At 71.6% G+C, this 13,428-nt stretch carries 17 protein-coding genes and 1 pseudogene; 5 read left to right on the forward strand and 13 right to left on the reverse strand.

Going from position 1 to position 13,428, the window contains the following annotated elements; translation table 11 throughout:
- Positions 1-155: 155 nt before the first annotated feature.
- The gene (locus BLW04_RS01425) at positions 156-641 is read right to left on the reverse strand and encodes a beta-class carbonic anhydrase (protein WP_305777648.1); all 486 of its coding nucleotides are present in this window, start codon (positions 639-641) and stop codon (positions 156-158) included.
- A 137-nt stretch (positions 642-778) separates the two neighbouring features.
- Here BLW04_RS01425 and glp point away from each other — a divergent pair, with 137 nt between their 5' ends.
- Genes glp through BLW04_RS01440 form a run of 3 tightly spaced genes read left to right on the forward strand, consistent with a single transcriptional unit; the run spans position 779 to position 2,957 of the window.
- Positions 779-1,999, forward strand: a complete 1,221-nt coding sequence (glp, locus tag BLW04_RS01430) for a molybdopterin molybdotransferase MoeA (protein WP_091536372.1) — start codon at positions 779-781, stop codon at positions 1,997-1,999.
- Entirely contained in the window at positions 1,996-2,469 is a 474-nt protein-coding gene (gene moaC / locus BLW04_RS01435) for a cyclic pyranopterin monophosphate synthase MoaC (protein WP_091536375.1), read from the forward strand. Before glp ends, moaC begins: the two co-directional genes overlap by 4 nt.
- Positions 2,466-2,957, forward strand: coding sequence for a MogA/MoaB family molybdenum cofactor biosynthesis protein (locus BLW04_RS01440; RefSeq protein WP_091536377.1), 492 nt, complete (start codon positions 2,466-2,468; stop codon positions 2,955-2,957). Before moaC ends, BLW04_RS01440 begins: the two co-directional genes overlap by 4 nt.
- A 110-nt stretch (positions 2,958-3,067) precedes the next feature.
- On the opposite strand, the gene fdhD is transcribed toward BLW04_RS01440, so the two are convergent.
- The gene (gene fdhD, locus BLW04_RS01445) at positions 3,068-3,898 is read right to left on the reverse strand and encodes a formate dehydrogenase accessory sulfurtransferase FdhD (protein WP_091536379.1); all 831 of its coding nucleotides are present in this window, start codon (positions 3,896-3,898) and stop codon (positions 3,068-3,070) included.
- Between the two features lie 42 nt (positions 3,899-3,940).
- Here fdhD and BLW04_RS01450 point away from each other — a divergent pair, with 42 nt between their 5' ends.
- A complete protein-coding gene (locus tag BLW04_RS01450) occupies positions 3,941-4,522 on the forward strand; it encodes a molybdenum cofactor guanylyltransferase (protein WP_091536382.1) in 582 nt (193 codons plus the stop codon).
- A gap of 33 nt (positions 4,523-4,555) precedes the next feature.
- Positions 4,556-5,221 (forward strand): SDR family oxidoreductase, encoded by a 666-nt coding sequence (locus BLW04_RS01455; RefSeq protein ID WP_091536385.1) that lies wholly within the window; start codon positions 4,556-4,558, stop codon positions 5,219-5,221.
- 6 nt (positions 5,222-5,227) lie between these two features.
- Here the strand turns inward: BLW04_RS01455 and truA are convergent, their stop codons facing one another.
- From truA to secY, 11 genes and pseudogenes are all read right to left on the reverse strand, one after another.
- Positions 5,228-6,016, reverse strand: a complete 789-nt coding sequence (gene truA / locus BLW04_RS01460; RefSeq protein ID WP_254780937.1) for a tRNA pseudouridine(38-40) synthase TruA — start codon at positions 6,014-6,016, stop codon at positions 5,228-5,230.
- A gap of 518 nt (positions 6,017-6,534) precedes the next feature.
- Positions 6,535-6,882 (reverse strand): annotated as a pseudogene (gene rplQ, locus BLW04_RS27975) (50S ribosomal protein L17); the annotation flags it as partial.
- Between the two features lie 155 nt (positions 6,883-7,037).
- Positions 7,038-8,105, reverse strand: a complete 1,068-nt coding sequence (locus tag BLW04_RS01470) for a DNA-directed RNA polymerase subunit alpha (RefSeq protein ID WP_091536394.1) — start codon at positions 8,103-8,105, stop codon at positions 7,038-7,040.
- Positions 8,106-8,244: 139 nt separating this feature from the next.
- A complete protein-coding gene (gene rpsD, locus BLW04_RS01475) occupies positions 8,245-8,871 on the reverse strand; it encodes a 30S ribosomal protein S4 (RefSeq protein ID WP_091536397.1) in 627 nt (208 codons plus the stop codon).
- 35 nt (positions 8,872-8,906) lie between these two features.
- The gene (gene rpsK, locus BLW04_RS01480) at positions 8,907-9,311 is read right to left on the reverse strand and encodes a 30S ribosomal protein S11 (protein WP_091536400.1); all 405 of its coding nucleotides are present in this window, start codon (positions 9,309-9,311) and stop codon (positions 8,907-8,909) included.
- 125 nt (positions 9,312-9,436) lie between these two features.
- On the reverse strand, positions 9,437-9,811 hold the full coding sequence (rpsM, locus tag BLW04_RS01485) for a 30S ribosomal protein S13 (protein ID WP_091536402.1): 375 nt from the start codon (positions 9,809-9,811) through the stop codon (positions 9,437-9,439).
- Positions 9,812-9,825: 14 nt separating this feature from the next.
- A complete protein-coding gene (gene rpmJ / locus BLW04_RS01490) occupies positions 9,826-9,939 on the reverse strand; it encodes a 50S ribosomal protein L36 (protein WP_014742835.1) in 114 nt (37 codons plus the stop codon).
- 71 nt (positions 9,940-10,010) lie between these two features.
- On the reverse strand, positions 10,011-10,232 hold the full coding sequence (infA, locus tag BLW04_RS01495) for a translation initiation factor IF-1 (protein ID WP_012950459.1): 222 nt from the start codon (positions 10,230-10,232) through the stop codon (positions 10,011-10,013).
- Between the two features lie 369 nt (positions 10,233-10,601).
- Positions 10,602-11,405 carry a type I methionyl aminopeptidase gene (map, locus tag BLW04_RS01500; RefSeq protein ID WP_091536404.1) on the reverse strand — a complete coding sequence of 268 codons (804 nt, stop codon included), beginning with the start codon at positions 11,403-11,405 and terminating at the stop codon, positions 10,602-10,604.
- Positions 11,406-11,485: 80 nt separating this feature from the next.
- The gene (locus tag BLW04_RS01505; protein ID WP_091536407.1) at positions 11,486-12,109 is read right to left on the reverse strand and encodes an adenylate kinase; all 624 of its coding nucleotides are present in this window, start codon (positions 12,107-12,109) and stop codon (positions 11,486-11,488) included.
- On the reverse strand, positions 12,109-13,419 hold the full coding sequence (gene secY / locus BLW04_RS01510; RefSeq protein ID WP_091536410.1) for a preprotein translocase subunit SecY: 1,311 nt from the start codon (positions 13,417-13,419) through the stop codon (positions 12,109-12,111). The genes BLW04_RS01505 and secY overlap by 1 nt, the downstream gene beginning before the upstream one ends.
- Positions 13,420-13,428 lie beyond the last annotated feature (9 nt).

Below are 13,428 nucleotides of genomic sequence, written 5' to 3' on the forward strand. Positions count from 1 at the left end.
CGGATCGCCCCACCGAACACGGGAGACGGACCCAGGGGGCCGAGAAGACGCGCGGGCACCAGCCGGCGGCGCGCGCCAGCAGGTCACGATACCAGCCACCGTGCCCGCGCCCCGCCGGCCCGGTGGCCACCCCGGGGCCGGCGGGTGTCGTGCAGTCAGACGACCTCGCGCAGCAGGCCGCTGGCGACGTCGTAGACGGTGCCGCGCACCTCGTCCGACAGCAGGTAGGGCGCCGCGGCGATGGCCCTCATGGACTCCCGGACGTCGGCGTCCACGTCGATGAAGGCGCGTGCCGCCCACGGCGGGCGGTGCCCGGTCCGGCTCTCGACCAGATCGGCGAACTCCTCGTCGGAGGCCTTCTGCAGGCCGCAGTCGGTGTGGTGGACGAGCACGATGGCCCGGGTGCCCAGCAGGTGCTGGGAGATCGCCAGGGAGCGCAGGGTGTCGTCAGTGACGACGCCGCCGGCGTTGCGGATGACGTGGGCGTCACCCATCCCCAGGCCCAGCATCCCGAACAGCGGCAGCCGGGAATCCATGCAGGCCACCACGGCGACGCCGCGCACCGGGGCCACCGGCAGGTCGCCCGGGAAGTGCGCCATCCACTCCCGATTCGCCGCCAACATCCGGTCGATCTCGGTCACCGTCGGTCCTCCTGTCGCCGTGGTTACCGGTCGCACGCTAGCGCCGCCGTGTTGCACCGCGTTCTCCGCGGTACCCGCACGGGCCCCGACCGCACCCGCCGGACCACGCCGGGCACCGGATCGGCGAGGATGGCCGCGTGCGCACCGTCGAGGAACACCAGGCGGTGGTCGCCGCTCTGCTGCGGCCCCTGTCGGTCGAAGAAGTGCCGGTCGCCGTCGCGGCCGGTCGAGTGCTGGCCGCCGACGTCCCGGCGCTGGTCGCCCTGCCGGGCTTCGACAACTCCGCGATGGACGGTTACGCCGCCCGCGCCGCCGAGGTCGGGACGGCGAGCGAGCAGGCGCCGGTCCGCCTGCCGGTGGCCGCCGACATCCCCGCCGGCCGCACCGACGTCCCGGTGCTGGAGCCGGGAACGGTGCACCGGATCATGACCGGCGCCCCGGTACCGGCGGGCGCCGACGTGATCGTCCCGGTCGAGCGCACCGACGGCGCCACCGACGTCGTCACCATCACCGGCGCACCGGCGGCCGGCACCCACCTGCGGCACGCCGGGGAGGACATCGCCGCCGGCGCCCTCGCGCTGCCCGCCGGCACCGCCCTGGGCCCGGCCCAGCTGGGGCTGGCCGCGGCCGTCGGCCACGCCATGCTGCCGGTGCGTCGCCGTCCGCGGGTGCTGGTGCTCTCGACCGGCAGCGAGCTGGTCGAGCCCGGCCGGCCCCTGGCACCCGGACAGATCTACGAGTCGAATTCGGTGCTGCTGGCCGCCGCAGTCGCCGACGCCGGCGGGGAGCCGCGCACGCTGCATTTCGTCCCCGACGACGTCGACCAGTTCCTGGCCACGGTGCGCGCCGAGTTGGCTGGGCGGGCGGGGGAGAAACCAGACCTGCTGGTCACCAGCGGCGGCGTGAGCGCCGGGGCCTACGAGGTCGTCAAGGACGCCTTCGGCGCACTGGGCACCGTCGAGTTCGTCAAGGTCGCCATGCAGCCCGGCGGCCCGCAGGGCGCCGGCACGGTGGACGGCGTCCCGGTGGTGACGCTGCCCGGCAACCCGGTGAGCTCCTTCGTGTCCTTCGAGGTGTTCGTGCGCCCGGCGCTGCGCCGGGCGCTCGGCCACGCGGCGCCCGACCGGCTGCGCACCTCCGCCCGGCTGAGCGAGCCGCTGCGCTCCCCCGCCGGGCGCCGGCAGTTCCTCCGCGGCCGCTTCGACGGCGGTGTGGTCACCCAGGTCGGAGGCCCCGGTTCACACCTGGTCGCCCACCTGGCGCGCGCCAACTGCCTGGTCGTCGTCCCCGAGGAGGTCACCGAACTGCCCGCCGGGGCCGAGGTCGCCGTCGTCCTGATCGAAGGAGCCCTCCAATGAGCGAGCCGAAGCTGACCCACGTCGACGAGACCGGCGCGGCCCGGATGGTCGACGTCACCGACAAGCCGGTCACCGCCCGGGTGGCGACGGCGGCCGGCCGGGTGCTGGTCAGCCCGGAGGTGGTCGCTCTGCTCCGCGGTCGCGGCGTGCCCAAGGGCGACGCGGTGGCCGTCGCCCGGATCGCCGGCATCGCCGGGGCCAAGCGGACGCCGGACCTCATCCCGCTGTGCCACCCCATCGCGCTGCACGGCGTGACGGTGGACGTCGAGGTGACCGACGACGCGGTCGAGCTCACCGCCACCGCCCGCACCGCCGACCGCACCGGGGTGGAGATGGAGGCCCTGACCTCGGTAGCCGTCGCCGGGCTCACCGTGATCGACATGGTCAAGGCGGTCGACCCGCGGGCCACCATCACCGACGTGCGGCTGCTGACCAAGAGCGGCGGCAAGAACGGGGACTGGGTCCGATGACGGAGCTGCCCGAGGGTGCGCGCGCCATCGTCGTCACCGCCTCCAACCGGGCCTCGGCCGGGGTCTACGAGGACACCAGCGGCCAACTGCTCGCCGACGGGCTGCGCGAGCTGGGGTTCGCCGTGGAAGGCCCGCACGTGCTGCCCGACGACATCGAGGCGCTGATCCGGGCGCTGCGCGCGGCGGTGGCCGGCGGCGCCGACCTCGTGCTCACCACCGGCGGTACCGGCCTGACCCCGACCGATGTCACTCCCGAGGCGACCCGGGCGGTGCTGGAGCGCGAGGCGCCCGGTATCGCCGAGGCGGTCCGCCGGTACGGCGCAGAGCACGTGCCGACCTCGGTGCTCTCCCGTGGCCTGGCGGGCACGGCCGGGCGGACCCTGATCGTGAACCTGCCCGGCTCCAGCGGTGGCGCGCGCGACGGTCTTGCCGTGCTCGGCCCGCTGCTCCCGCACGTGGTGAGTCAACTCCGCGGCGGAGATCATTGAACATCGGTGCTCGGCACCGCACCGCGGCCAGGAGCCGTCCCCGACTGTCGGTGAGCCCTTTCAGCCTCGGCTGAGCAGTTCCTCGTCCCCGGAACTCCGCTAGTCCACCGCTAGTCCGGTAGCACCAATCTCTCCGGGCGCGTGTAGACGTTGCAGCCGTCGCCGCGAAGGAAGCCGATGAGGGTGATCCCGACCTCCTCGGCCAGCTCCACGGCCAGCGAGCTGGGCGCGGACACCGCCGCCAGCACGGGCACCCCGGCCATCGCCGCCTTCTGTGTCAGCTCGAACGACGAGCGGCCGCTGACCATGAGCACGTGACCGGCCAGCGGGACCCGGCCCTCGCGGATCGCGTCGCCGACGACCTTGTCGACCGCGTTGTGCCGGCCGACGTCCTCCCGCAGGGCCACCAGCTCGCCGCCGGTGGTGAACAGGCCGGCCGCGTGCAGTCCCCCGGTGCGGTCGAAGACCTGCTGGGCCGCCCGCAGCCGGTCCGGGAGCGCGAGCAGGGTCTCCAGGGTCAGCCGGGTGTCGTCGGCGGCGACGTCGAAGGCCGTCTTGGTACGGATGGCGTCGATGCTTGCCTTGCCGCAGACGCCGCAGGAGCTGGAGGTGTAGAAGTTCCGGTCCAGTGCGGTGTCCGGGGCCTCCACGCCAGGGGCGAGGTCGACGTCGACGACGTTGTAGGTGTTCCGGCCGGCGTCGTCCACGGAGTTGCAGTACCGCAGCCCGGTGATGTCGGCGGAGGACCGGATGACGCCCTCGGTGGCCAGGAAGCCGTGCACGAGGTCGAAGTCGTCGCCGGGGGTCCGCATGGTCACCGCCAGCGGGGTGCCCGCCAGCCGGATCTCCAACGGCTCCTCGGCCGCCACGGTGTCCGGGCGGGTGCTGTGCGCGGCCCCGCGGATGCGCAGTACGGGCGTTCGGCTGGTGACTCGTCCCACGGAGGTGACGGTACTGCGCGATAGCGCCCTACCGTTCGCCCCATGGACGCGCTCCCCCCCTTCGCCGCCGTCGTGCTGGCCGGTGGCCGCGCGGTCCGGTTGGGCGGCCGGGCGAAACCGCAGCTGCAGGTGGGCGGTCACACGATGCTGGCCGCCGTGCTGACCGCCGTCGCCGACGCGGAGGTCCGCATCGTGGTGGGGCCGCACCAGCCCGTGCCCCGCGGCGTCGTCCTGGTCCGGGAAGAGCCGCCCGGCGGAGGACCGGTGCCCGCGCTGCGGGCAGGGCTGGCCGGGGTGACCCAGAACGTCGTGGCCGTGCTGGCCGGGGACCTGCCCTTCCTGACCACCGAGGTGGTCAGCGGGCTGCGCGAACGGCTCACCGGCGACGGGGTCCTCGTGGTCGACGCGACCGGCCGTGACCAGCTGCTGCTCGGCGTGTGGCGCACCCCCGCCCTGCGCGCCGCCGTGGGCGGCATCGGCGGACCGACCTCCATGCGGGCCGCGCTGTCGCCGCTGGCCGTGCGGCGCTGGCGGCCGGAGGCCCCGGCCGGAGGCCCGGCCCCGTGGACCGACTGCGACACCCCGGCCGACCTCGCCCGTGCGCGGGCCCACCGCCCGGGCTGACTGCCGGGCGCGCCCGCGGGTAGGTCGGAGACCATGCGCATCGTCATCGCAGGAGCCCACGGGCGGGTCGCCCGCCGCCTCGGCCGGCTGCTGAGCAGCCGCGGCGACGGCGTCGCCGGCCTGGTCCGCAACCCCGACCACCGGGCCGACCTCGAGTCCGACGGCATCGAGCCGGTGGTGCTCGACCTGGAGCAGGCCTCCGTCGAGGAGGTGGCCGCCGTGCTGGCGGGGGCCGACGGCGTGGTCTTCGCCGCCGGCGGCGGGTCGAACAGCGGCATCGCCCGTAAGGACACCGTCGACCGGGCGGCCGCCGTACTGCTGGCCGACGCGGCCGAGACGGCCGGCGTCCGTCGGTACGTGCTGGTGTCGTCCATGGGCGTGGACGCCGTCGCCGGCGGCGCGACGCCGGACGGCACGGACGAGGTCTTCGTCGCCTACCTGCGGGCCAAGCTGGCCGCCGAGCAGGACGTGCTGCCGCGGACCGGGCTGGACGTCACGGTCCTGCGCCCGGGCGGGCTCACCGACGCCCCCGGCACCGGGCGGGTGCGCCTGGACCGGCACGTCGCGCGCGGGCAGGTCCCCCGGGACGACGTGGCCGCCGTGATCGTGGCCCTGCTGGACGACCCGCACAGCGGTGCCGTAGTGGAGCTGGTCGCCGGCGACACCGACGTGGCGGAGGCCGTCGCCGCCATCGTGTGAGCCTGTTCAGCGGGCGTCGCGCCGGGCGCGGGTCACCGTCGCCCGGCCGGCCAGCTCGTCGTCCGCGGGGTAGTCGACCCGGACCAGGGTGAGCCCGCCGGCCGGGGCGACCGGAACGTCGTCCGCGCGGGTCGTCCGGGCGAGCAGGCCGGCCGGCCACTCCGGGGGACGCCGCCCCTCTCCGACTGCCAGCAGCGCTCCCACGAGGCTGCGGACCATGGAGTGGCAGAAGGCGTCGGCCGACGCGGCCACGGTCACCAGCGGGCCGCTACGGGCGACGTCGAGCGCCAGCAACGTCCGGATCGTGGTGGCGCCCTCCCGGCGCCGGCAGAAGGCGGCGAAGTCGTGCTCACCGAGCAACAGGCCCGCGGCCAGCTGCATCGCCCCGCCGTTCAGGCGCCGCGGCCACCCCACCGTGTCGGTCCGCCGCAGTGGCGGCGGACCGGAGTCCGCGTCGGTGAGCCGGTAGACGTAGTGCCGGGCGAGGGCGCCGAAGCGGGCATCGAAGTCCGTGGGGACGACGCGGGTACCGGTGACGGCCACGTCGGCGGCCAGGACGCCTCGTAGGCGGCGCAGCAGCCGGTCCTGGTGCTGGGCGACCAGGGCAGCAGGCAGGTCGGTGTGGGCCACCTGGCCGGTCGCGTGCACGCCCGCGTCGGTGCGCCCGGCCACCGTCAGGTCCACGTCGTGCCGGAGCACCGTGGCCAGAGCCAGCTCGAGCTCCCCCTGAACCGTCCGGAGGCCCGGCTGGCGGGCCCAGCCGTGCAGCGCAGTCCCGTCGTAGGAGACTTCCAACCGAACGCGGACGAACCCGTCACCGGCATCGGTGGCGGGCTCGTCGACGTGCGGGTCCTTCAGCGGAGCACTTACTTCGGGTCGGGTGCCGACTCGCCGCCGGGGGCCTGACGTCCGGCGGTGGCGGCGTCGGTGACCTCGGCGGCCTCCACCTCGGCAGCGGCCGCAGCAGCGACGTCCGGGGACAGGTCCGGGTCGTCGACGACGGCGACGTTCTCCCGGATCGGCTCCGGGGTGACGGCACCGTCGTCCTGACGCTCCCCGTCGGGGTTGAAGACGTCGGTGACGATCTCCTCCGCCTCCTCGAGCCCCTCGGCGTCGCCGGTGACGGCCGGGCTGGTGTCGCCGCCCGGACCGGTGGTGACGTCGGTGTCGGTGAGGCCGTCAGTCCCGGCAGTCTCGGAGGCGTCCGCGGTGATCTCACCTGCGGCGGCAGAGGCGCCTGCGCCGCGGGCGAACCGGGTGCCACGTGCGCGCTCGGCCTCGCCGACGGCCTCCTGGGCCACGGTAAGGCCCTCGACCAGTTCGATGATGGCCATCGGAGCGTTGTCGCCCTTGCGGGGACCCACCTTGACGATGCGCGTGTAGCCACCGGGGCGGTTGCCGAAGCGCGGGCCGATCTCGGCGAACAGGTGGTGGACGACGCTCTTGTCACGGATCGTCGTCATGACCTGCCGGCGGGCGTGCAGGTCACCACGCTTGGCCATGGTGACCAGCTTCTCGGCGAGCGGACGCAGCCGCTTGGCCTTGGCCTGGGTCGTGGTGATCCGCCCGTGCTCGAACAGCGAGGTGGCCATGTTGGCCAGCATCAGCCGCTCATGCGCGGGGGACCCGCCGAGACGGGGGCCCTTGGTGGGGGTGGGCATGTCGGTCCTTCCTCAGGCGGCCGGGCGGGCGCCGCCGGCTGCGTCTTCCACGTTCTTGGGCGTGCTGGCCACCTGCGGTGGCGAAATGGTGCGGACGAGCCCCGCACCGGCGGTGGGTGACCACCACCGGCGCAGGCCAGGTCACGAACAGCCTGTCAGAGCTGCTCGGTCTCCTGGAAGTCGCCCCCGCTGTACTCCTGGCCTTCGGTGTACTCGGTTGTGCCCTGGTACGCGTCGGTCTCGTAACCCTCGTCGTAGCTCTCCACCGAGCTGGGAACGAACCCGGGGGGGCTGTCCTTGAGCGCGAGGCCCATCGCCGCGAGCTTCAGCTTGACCTCGTCGATCGACTTGGCACCGAAGTTGCGGATGTCGAGCAGGTCGGCCTCGGAGCGGGTGACGAGCTCACCGACGGTGTGCACACCCTCGCGCTTGAGGCAGTTGTAGGACCGGACGGTGAGGTCCATGTCCTCGATCGGCATCGAGTAGTTCGCGATGTCGGCGGCCTCGGCCGGGCTCGGCCCGACCTCGATTCCCTCGGCGTCGACGTTCAGCTCGCGCAGCAGGCCGAACAGCTCCACCAGCGTGGAACCGGCGCTGGCGATCGCGTCGCGCGGCTCCATCGACGGCTTGGTCTCGACGTCGACCACGAGGCGGTCGAAGTCGGTGCGCTGCTCGACACGGGTCGCCTCGACGGCGTATGTCACCTTGAGCACCGGCGAATAGATCGAGTCCACGGGAATGCGGCCGATCTCCTGCCCGGGCTGCTTGTTCTGCGTGGCCGGCACGTAACCGCGGCCCCGCTCGACGACCAGCTCGATCTCGAGGCGGCCCTTGGCGTTCAGGGTCGCGATGTGCAGCTCGGGATTGTGCACCTCGACACCGGCGGGGGGCGCGATATCGGCGGCGGTCACCTCGCCGGGGCCCTGCTTGCGCAGGTACATGGTCACCGGCTCGTCGGAGTCGGAGCTGACCACGAGGCCCTTGAGGTTCAGGATCAGCTCGGTGACGTCCTCCTTGACGCCCGGCACGGTGGTGAACTCGTGCAAGGTGCCCTCGATGCGGATGCTGGTGACAGCAGCGCCGGGGATCGAGGACAGCAGGGTGCGACGGAGGGAGTTGCCGAGGGTGTAGCCGAAGCCCGGCTCGAGCGGCTCGATGACGAACCTCGAGCGCTGGCCGTCGATCGTCTCCTCGGTGAGGGTCGGACGCTGTGCGATGAGCATGGTTCTCCTCCAGATCCTCCGGCGACCGCCATATGACGCCGTGAGGGGGTGGTGCCGGCGGGACGGACATCGGTCCACCCGTCCCGCCGTCGTGCTGGCCGAACTGGTCGCGCGGTCTAGCGGTGGTGCAGGGGGCCGATCACTTCGAGTAGAGCTCGACGATCAACTGTTCCTGCACGGGGGTGTCGATGGCCTGGCGCACGGGAATGTTGTGCACCAGGACCTTGAGCTGGCTGCTGATGACCTCCAGCCACGGCGGCACCGGGCGCGAGCCCGCTTTCGCCTGGGCCAGCTGGAACGGCACCATCTCGACGGACTTCGCAGCCACCTCGAGGATGTCGTTGGCGCTCACCCGGTAGGACGGGATGTCGACCTTGCGGCCGTTGACCTTGATGTGGCCGTGGCGCACCAGCTGGCGGGCCATGTCGCGGGACTCGGCGAAGCCGGCCCGGTAGACCACGTTGTCCAGACGCGACTCGAGGATCTGCAGCAGGACCTCACCCGTCTTGCCCGACTTCTTGTTCGCCTCTTCGTAGTAACCGCGGAACTGCTTCTCCAGCACGCCGTAGATGCGGCGGGCCTTCTGCTTTTCGCGGAGCTGCAGCAGGTACTCGCTGTCCTTGCTGCGGCCACGGCCGTGCTCGCCCGGCGGGTAAGGCCGGATCTCGATCGGGCACTTCGGGGACTCGCACTTGCTGCCCTTGAGGAACAGCTTCATCTTCTCGCGCCTGCACAGACGGCAGTCGGCTCCGGTATAACGGGCCACGTCAGGTACTCCTCGTTCTTCTCGTCAGTGCCCGGTCAGACCCGGCGGCGCTTCTTGGGGCGGCAGCCGTTGTGCGGCTGCGGCGTCACGTCCTGGATCTGCCCGACCTCGAGGCCGGTCGCCTGTAGGGAGCGGATGGCCGTCTCGCGGCCGGATCCCGGGCCCTTGACGAAGACGTCGACCTTGCGCATGCCGTGCTCCTGGGCCTTGCGCGCAGCGCTCTCCGCAGCCATCTGCGCAGCGAACGGCGTCGACTTGCGAGAGCCCTTGAACCCGACGTGCCCGGCCGAGGCCCAGCTGATCACATTGCCCGTGGGGTCGGTGATCGACACGATCGTGTTGTTGAAGGTGCTCTTGATGTGCGCCGCACCGTGCGCGATGTTCTTCTTCTCCTTGCGGCGCACCTTCTTGGCGGCACCCGCGCGAGCCCTGGGAGGCATGTCTCTCCGGTCTGTGTCTGTGTTCGTGGCCTGGGTGTCCTCGGGGTGGTGCTGCAGCGAGGACGCTGCTGACGCGCCGCCGGTCCGGCCCTACGGACCAACGGCGGCGCGCCGACGAACTCAGGTCAGCGGGCCTTCTTCTTGCCCGCGATGGTCTTGCGCGGGCCCTTGCTCGAGCGCGCGTTCGTCTTCGTGCGCTGCCCGTGCACGGGCAGTCCACGGCGGTGACGAATCCCCTGGTAGCAGCCGATCTCCACCTTGCGGCGGATGTCGCCGGCCACTTCGCGGCGCAGGTCGCCCTCGACGCGGAAGTGCTCGTCGATGTAGTCGCGGAGCTTGAGCAGATCCTCGTCGGTCAGGTCCTTGGCGCGCAGATCGGGGCTGACCCCGGTCGCCTCCAAGGTGGCCTTCGCCGAGGTCCGGCCGATGCCGTAGATATAGGTGAGGGCGATCTCCATCCGCTTCTCGCGGGGGAGGTCCACTCCAGCAAGTCGTGCCATTGTCCGGTACTCCCTCAGCCCTGGCGCTGCTTGTGCCGGGCGTTCTCGCAGATGACCATGACCCGGCCGTGCCGGCGGATCACCTTGCACTTGTCGCAAATCTTCTTCACCGACGGCTGGACCTTCACCGGTGCCGCCCTCATTTCTGTGGATCGTGCGCCAGCCCCCGGACCCCTGAGGGACCCGGACCGACAGCGGGTTACTTGTAGCGGTAGACGATGCGACCGCGCGTGAGGTCGTAGGGCGAGAGCTCCACGACAACGCGGTCCTCGGGCAGGATGCGGATGTAGTGCTGCCGCATCTTGCCGCTGATGTGGGCGAGCACCCGGTGCCCGTTCTGCAGTTCGACCCGGAACATCGCGTTGGGCAGCGGCTCGACGACGCGACCCTCGACCTCGATGGCCCCGTCCTTCTTCGCCACGCCTACACGGCCTCCTCGTTCGATCGGACTGCATGTGCCCATGCCGGACAGGCAGGACGGCGGTGCTGGATGTGGTGCTGGGGGAATTCACGTGCTGCGTTCGGGTGGAGCGGGCGGTCTCGCAGAGGGCGTCCGGCGGAGTGCGGCCACAACACGACGACGGACGACGCGAACGCCAACGGCCACTCTACCCCCCGCCGGCCGCACCCTCCAACCCGGCCCGGGGTGACCGCGACCATGGCCCCGTCCCGGGCCCGGCGACGTGCTGAAGCGGCCCCGTCGCAGCAGGCCCCGTCGCAGCAGAAGGACCCCCGTCCTCCTCAACCCTCGCAAGCTCGGGCTGAGCCTCCGGACGTGGCCAAGATCTCCCTAGTGGCGGGGCGTGACCCCGAACGGCGCGAGGCCCGCGACCCCGCCGTCCTCGGCGGTGAGGACCCAGGGCCCCTCAGGCGTGATCGCCACTGTGTGCTCGAAGTGCGCGGCCCGGGAGCCGTCCTTGGTCACCACGGTCCAGCCGTCCTCGAGCTCGACGGTGGCCGGGTCGCCCACGGTCACCATCGGCTCGATCGCCAGCGCGAGCCCTGGGACCAACTTCGGGCCGCGGCCGGCCCGGCCGTAGTTCAGCACGTGCGGGTCCTGATGCATCTCGGTCCCGATGCCGTGCCCGCCGTAGTGGTCCACGATCCCGTAGCGGTGCTGGTGGGCGGTGATGGACTCTTCGACCGCGTGGCTGATGTCGGTCAGCCGCCCACCGGCGACGGCCCGGGCCAGCCCGGCCCACATCGACCGTTCGGTCACCGCGATCAGCTCGGCGTCCGCGGCGGAGGGCTCCCCCACCGTGACGGTCACCGCGGAGTCGCCGTGCCAACCGGCCAGGATCGCGCCGCAGTCGATGGAGAGGTTGTCGCCGGCGGCCAGCGTGCGCGTCAGGTCGGGGATGCCGTGCACCACCTCGTCGTTGACCGAGGCACAGATGCTGCCGGTGAAGCCGTGGTAACCCAGGAAAGACGGAACCGCCCCCGCGCTGCGGATGTGGTCCTCGGCGATCGCATCCAGCTCACCGGTGGTCACCCCGGGTAGCACAGCCGTGCGCACGGCGGCGATGGCACCAGCCACGACGAGCCCTGCAGCCCGCATGAGCTCGACCTCGTGCGGGGTCTTGATCTGGATCATACGTCCACTCCACTTCGCCAACACGGGGAGACGGGTCAGGAGCGAAACGCCCAGGTCAGCGTGCCCCGTTCCCCGCTCCTTCAACCCGCCGTCGGATCTGCGGACGACGCGCCCTCGGCTGCGCCGCCCTTGCCGAGCGCGGTCATCGCCCGCTCGGTCACCTCGTCGATCTCGCCGATGGCGTCGATCCGGCTCAGCAGCCCGATGCCCCCGTAGAACCCTGACAGCGGCGAGGTCTGTTCCCGGTAGACCTCCAGCCGGTGCCGCACGGTCCCGGGCTCGTCATCGCCCCGCTGCACCCACTCGCCGTCGACCAGCATGCGCCGGTCGGAGAGCCGGCGGACCAGCTCCTCCTCGTCGACGACCAGCTCGAGAACGCGGTCCAGCGCCTGACCGAGGCCGGACAGCGAGGTCTGCAGCTGCTCGGCCTGGGCGATGGTCCGCGGGAAGCCGTCGAGCAGGAAGCCGTCCACCGCGTCGGGCTCGGCCAGACGGTCGGAGACCATCGCCACGGTGATCTCGTCGGGCACCAGGTCGCCGGCGTCCATGTAGACCTTGGCCTGTCGGCCGAGGTCAGTCTGGCCGCTCACGTTGGCCCGGAAGATGTCACCCGTCGAGATGGCCGGGGCCGACAGTTTCCTGGCGATGATCTGGGCCTGGGTACCCTTGCCAGCTCCGGGGGGCCCCAGCAGCACGACGCGCACTAGCGGAGGAACCCTTCATAGCTGCGCTGGTTCAGTTGCGTCTCGATCTGCTTCACCGTCTCCAACCCCACTCCGACCATGATCAGCACCGCGGTTCCACCGAACGGGAAGTTCTGGTTCTGCCCCTGTTGGGTGATCGACAGGAAGAAGTTGGGCAGCACTGCCACGACACCCAGGTAGATCGACCCGGGCAGCGTGATCCGGGACAGCACGTACTGCAGGTACTCCGCTGTCGGCCGCCCAGGCCGGATGCCCGGGATGAAGCCGCCGTAACGCTTCATGTCGTCGGCCCGCTCCTCCGGGTTGAAGGTGATCGATACGTAGAAGTACGTGAAAAAGATGATCAGCGCGAAGTAGATGGCGATGTGCACCGGGCTGCTCTGGTCGACCACGTAGTTCTCGACGAACCGCCGGATCCAGCCGCTGCTGTTGCCCTGCAACTGGGTGATCAGCTGCGGCAGGTACAGCAGCGAGGAGGCGAAGATGACCGGGATGACGCCGGCCTGGTTGACCTTCAGGGGCAGGTAGGTCGAGGTCCCGCCGTACATGCGCCGGCCGACCATCCGCTTGGCGTACTGGACCGGGATGCGCCGCTGCGCCTGCTCGACGTAGACGACCGAGGCGATGACCAGCAGCGCCAGCACGCAGATGAGCGCGAACACGACACCGCCGCGGGACTGCAGGATCGAGCCGCCCTCGGCCGGGATTCGTGCGGCGATCGAGGTGAAGATCAGCACGGACATACCGTTGCCGATCCCCTTCTCGGTGAGCAGCTCGCCCAGCCACATGATCACGGAGGTGCCGGCGGTGAGGGTGACGACCAGGACGACCGTCGCCCACACCGAGTCCGACGGGATGATGTCCTGCGAGCAGCTGGGGAAGAGTTGGCCGCTGCGGGCCAGCGCGATGATCCCGGTGCTCTGCAGAACGGCGAGAGCGATGGTCAGGTAGCGGGTGTACTGGGTCAGCTTCTGCTGGCCCGACTGCCCTTCCTTCTTCAACTGCTCGAAGCGCGGAATGACCACGACCAGCAGCTGCACGATGATGCTCGCGGTGATGTACGGCATGATGCCGAGCGCGAAGACCGACAGCCGGAGGAGCGCACCGCCGGAGAACAGGTTCACCAGCGAGTAGACGTCTCGCTGGTCGGAGGCCTGGGCCTGCTCGAGACAGCTGTTGATCGCCGCCACCGAGACACCCGGTCCAGGGACGCTCGCGCCCAGCCGGTAGATGGCGATCATCGCCAGGGAGAACAGCAGCTTGCGCCGGAGGTCTGGCGTCCGGAACGCCGCGGCGAACGCCTGCAGCACGTGCCCTCC

This window comes from Modestobacter sp. DSM 44400 (assembly GCF_900107175.1).
GTDB lineage: Bacteria > Actinomycetota > Actinomycetes > Mycobacteriales > Geodermatophilaceae > Modestobacter.

Coding starts and splice junctions, on each gene's coding strand:
- moaC (WP_091536375.1), top strand. CDS start 1,996: ATGAGCGAGCCGAAGCTGACCCACGTCGACGAGACCGGCGCGGCCCGG.
- rpsM (WP_091536402.1), bottom strand. CDS start 9,811: ATGGCACGACTTGCTGGAGTGGACCTCCCCCGCGAGAAGCGGATGGAG.
- map (WP_091536404.1), bottom strand. CDS start 11,405: ATGATCCAGATCAAGACCCCGCACGAGGTCGAGCTCATGCGGGCTGCA.
- BLW04_RS01470 (WP_091536394.1), bottom strand. CDS start 8,105: ATGCTCATCGCACAGCGTCCGACCCTCACCGAGGAGACGATCGACGGC.
- BLW04_RS01440 (WP_091536377.1), top strand. CDS start 2,466: ATGACGGAGCTGCCCGAGGGTGCGCGCGCCATCGTCGTCACCGCCTCC.
- BLW04_RS01455 (WP_091536385.1), top strand. CDS start 4,556: ATGCGCATCGTCATCGCAGGAGCCCACGGGCGGGTCGCCCGCCGCCTC.
- rpsK (WP_091536400.1), bottom strand. CDS start 9,311: ATGCCTCCCAGGGCTCGCGCGGGTGCCGCCAAGAAGGTGCGCCGCAAG.
- BLW04_RS01450 (WP_091536382.1), top strand. CDS start 3,941: ATGGACGCGCTCCCCCCCTTCGCCGCCGTCGTGCTGGCCGGTGGCCGC.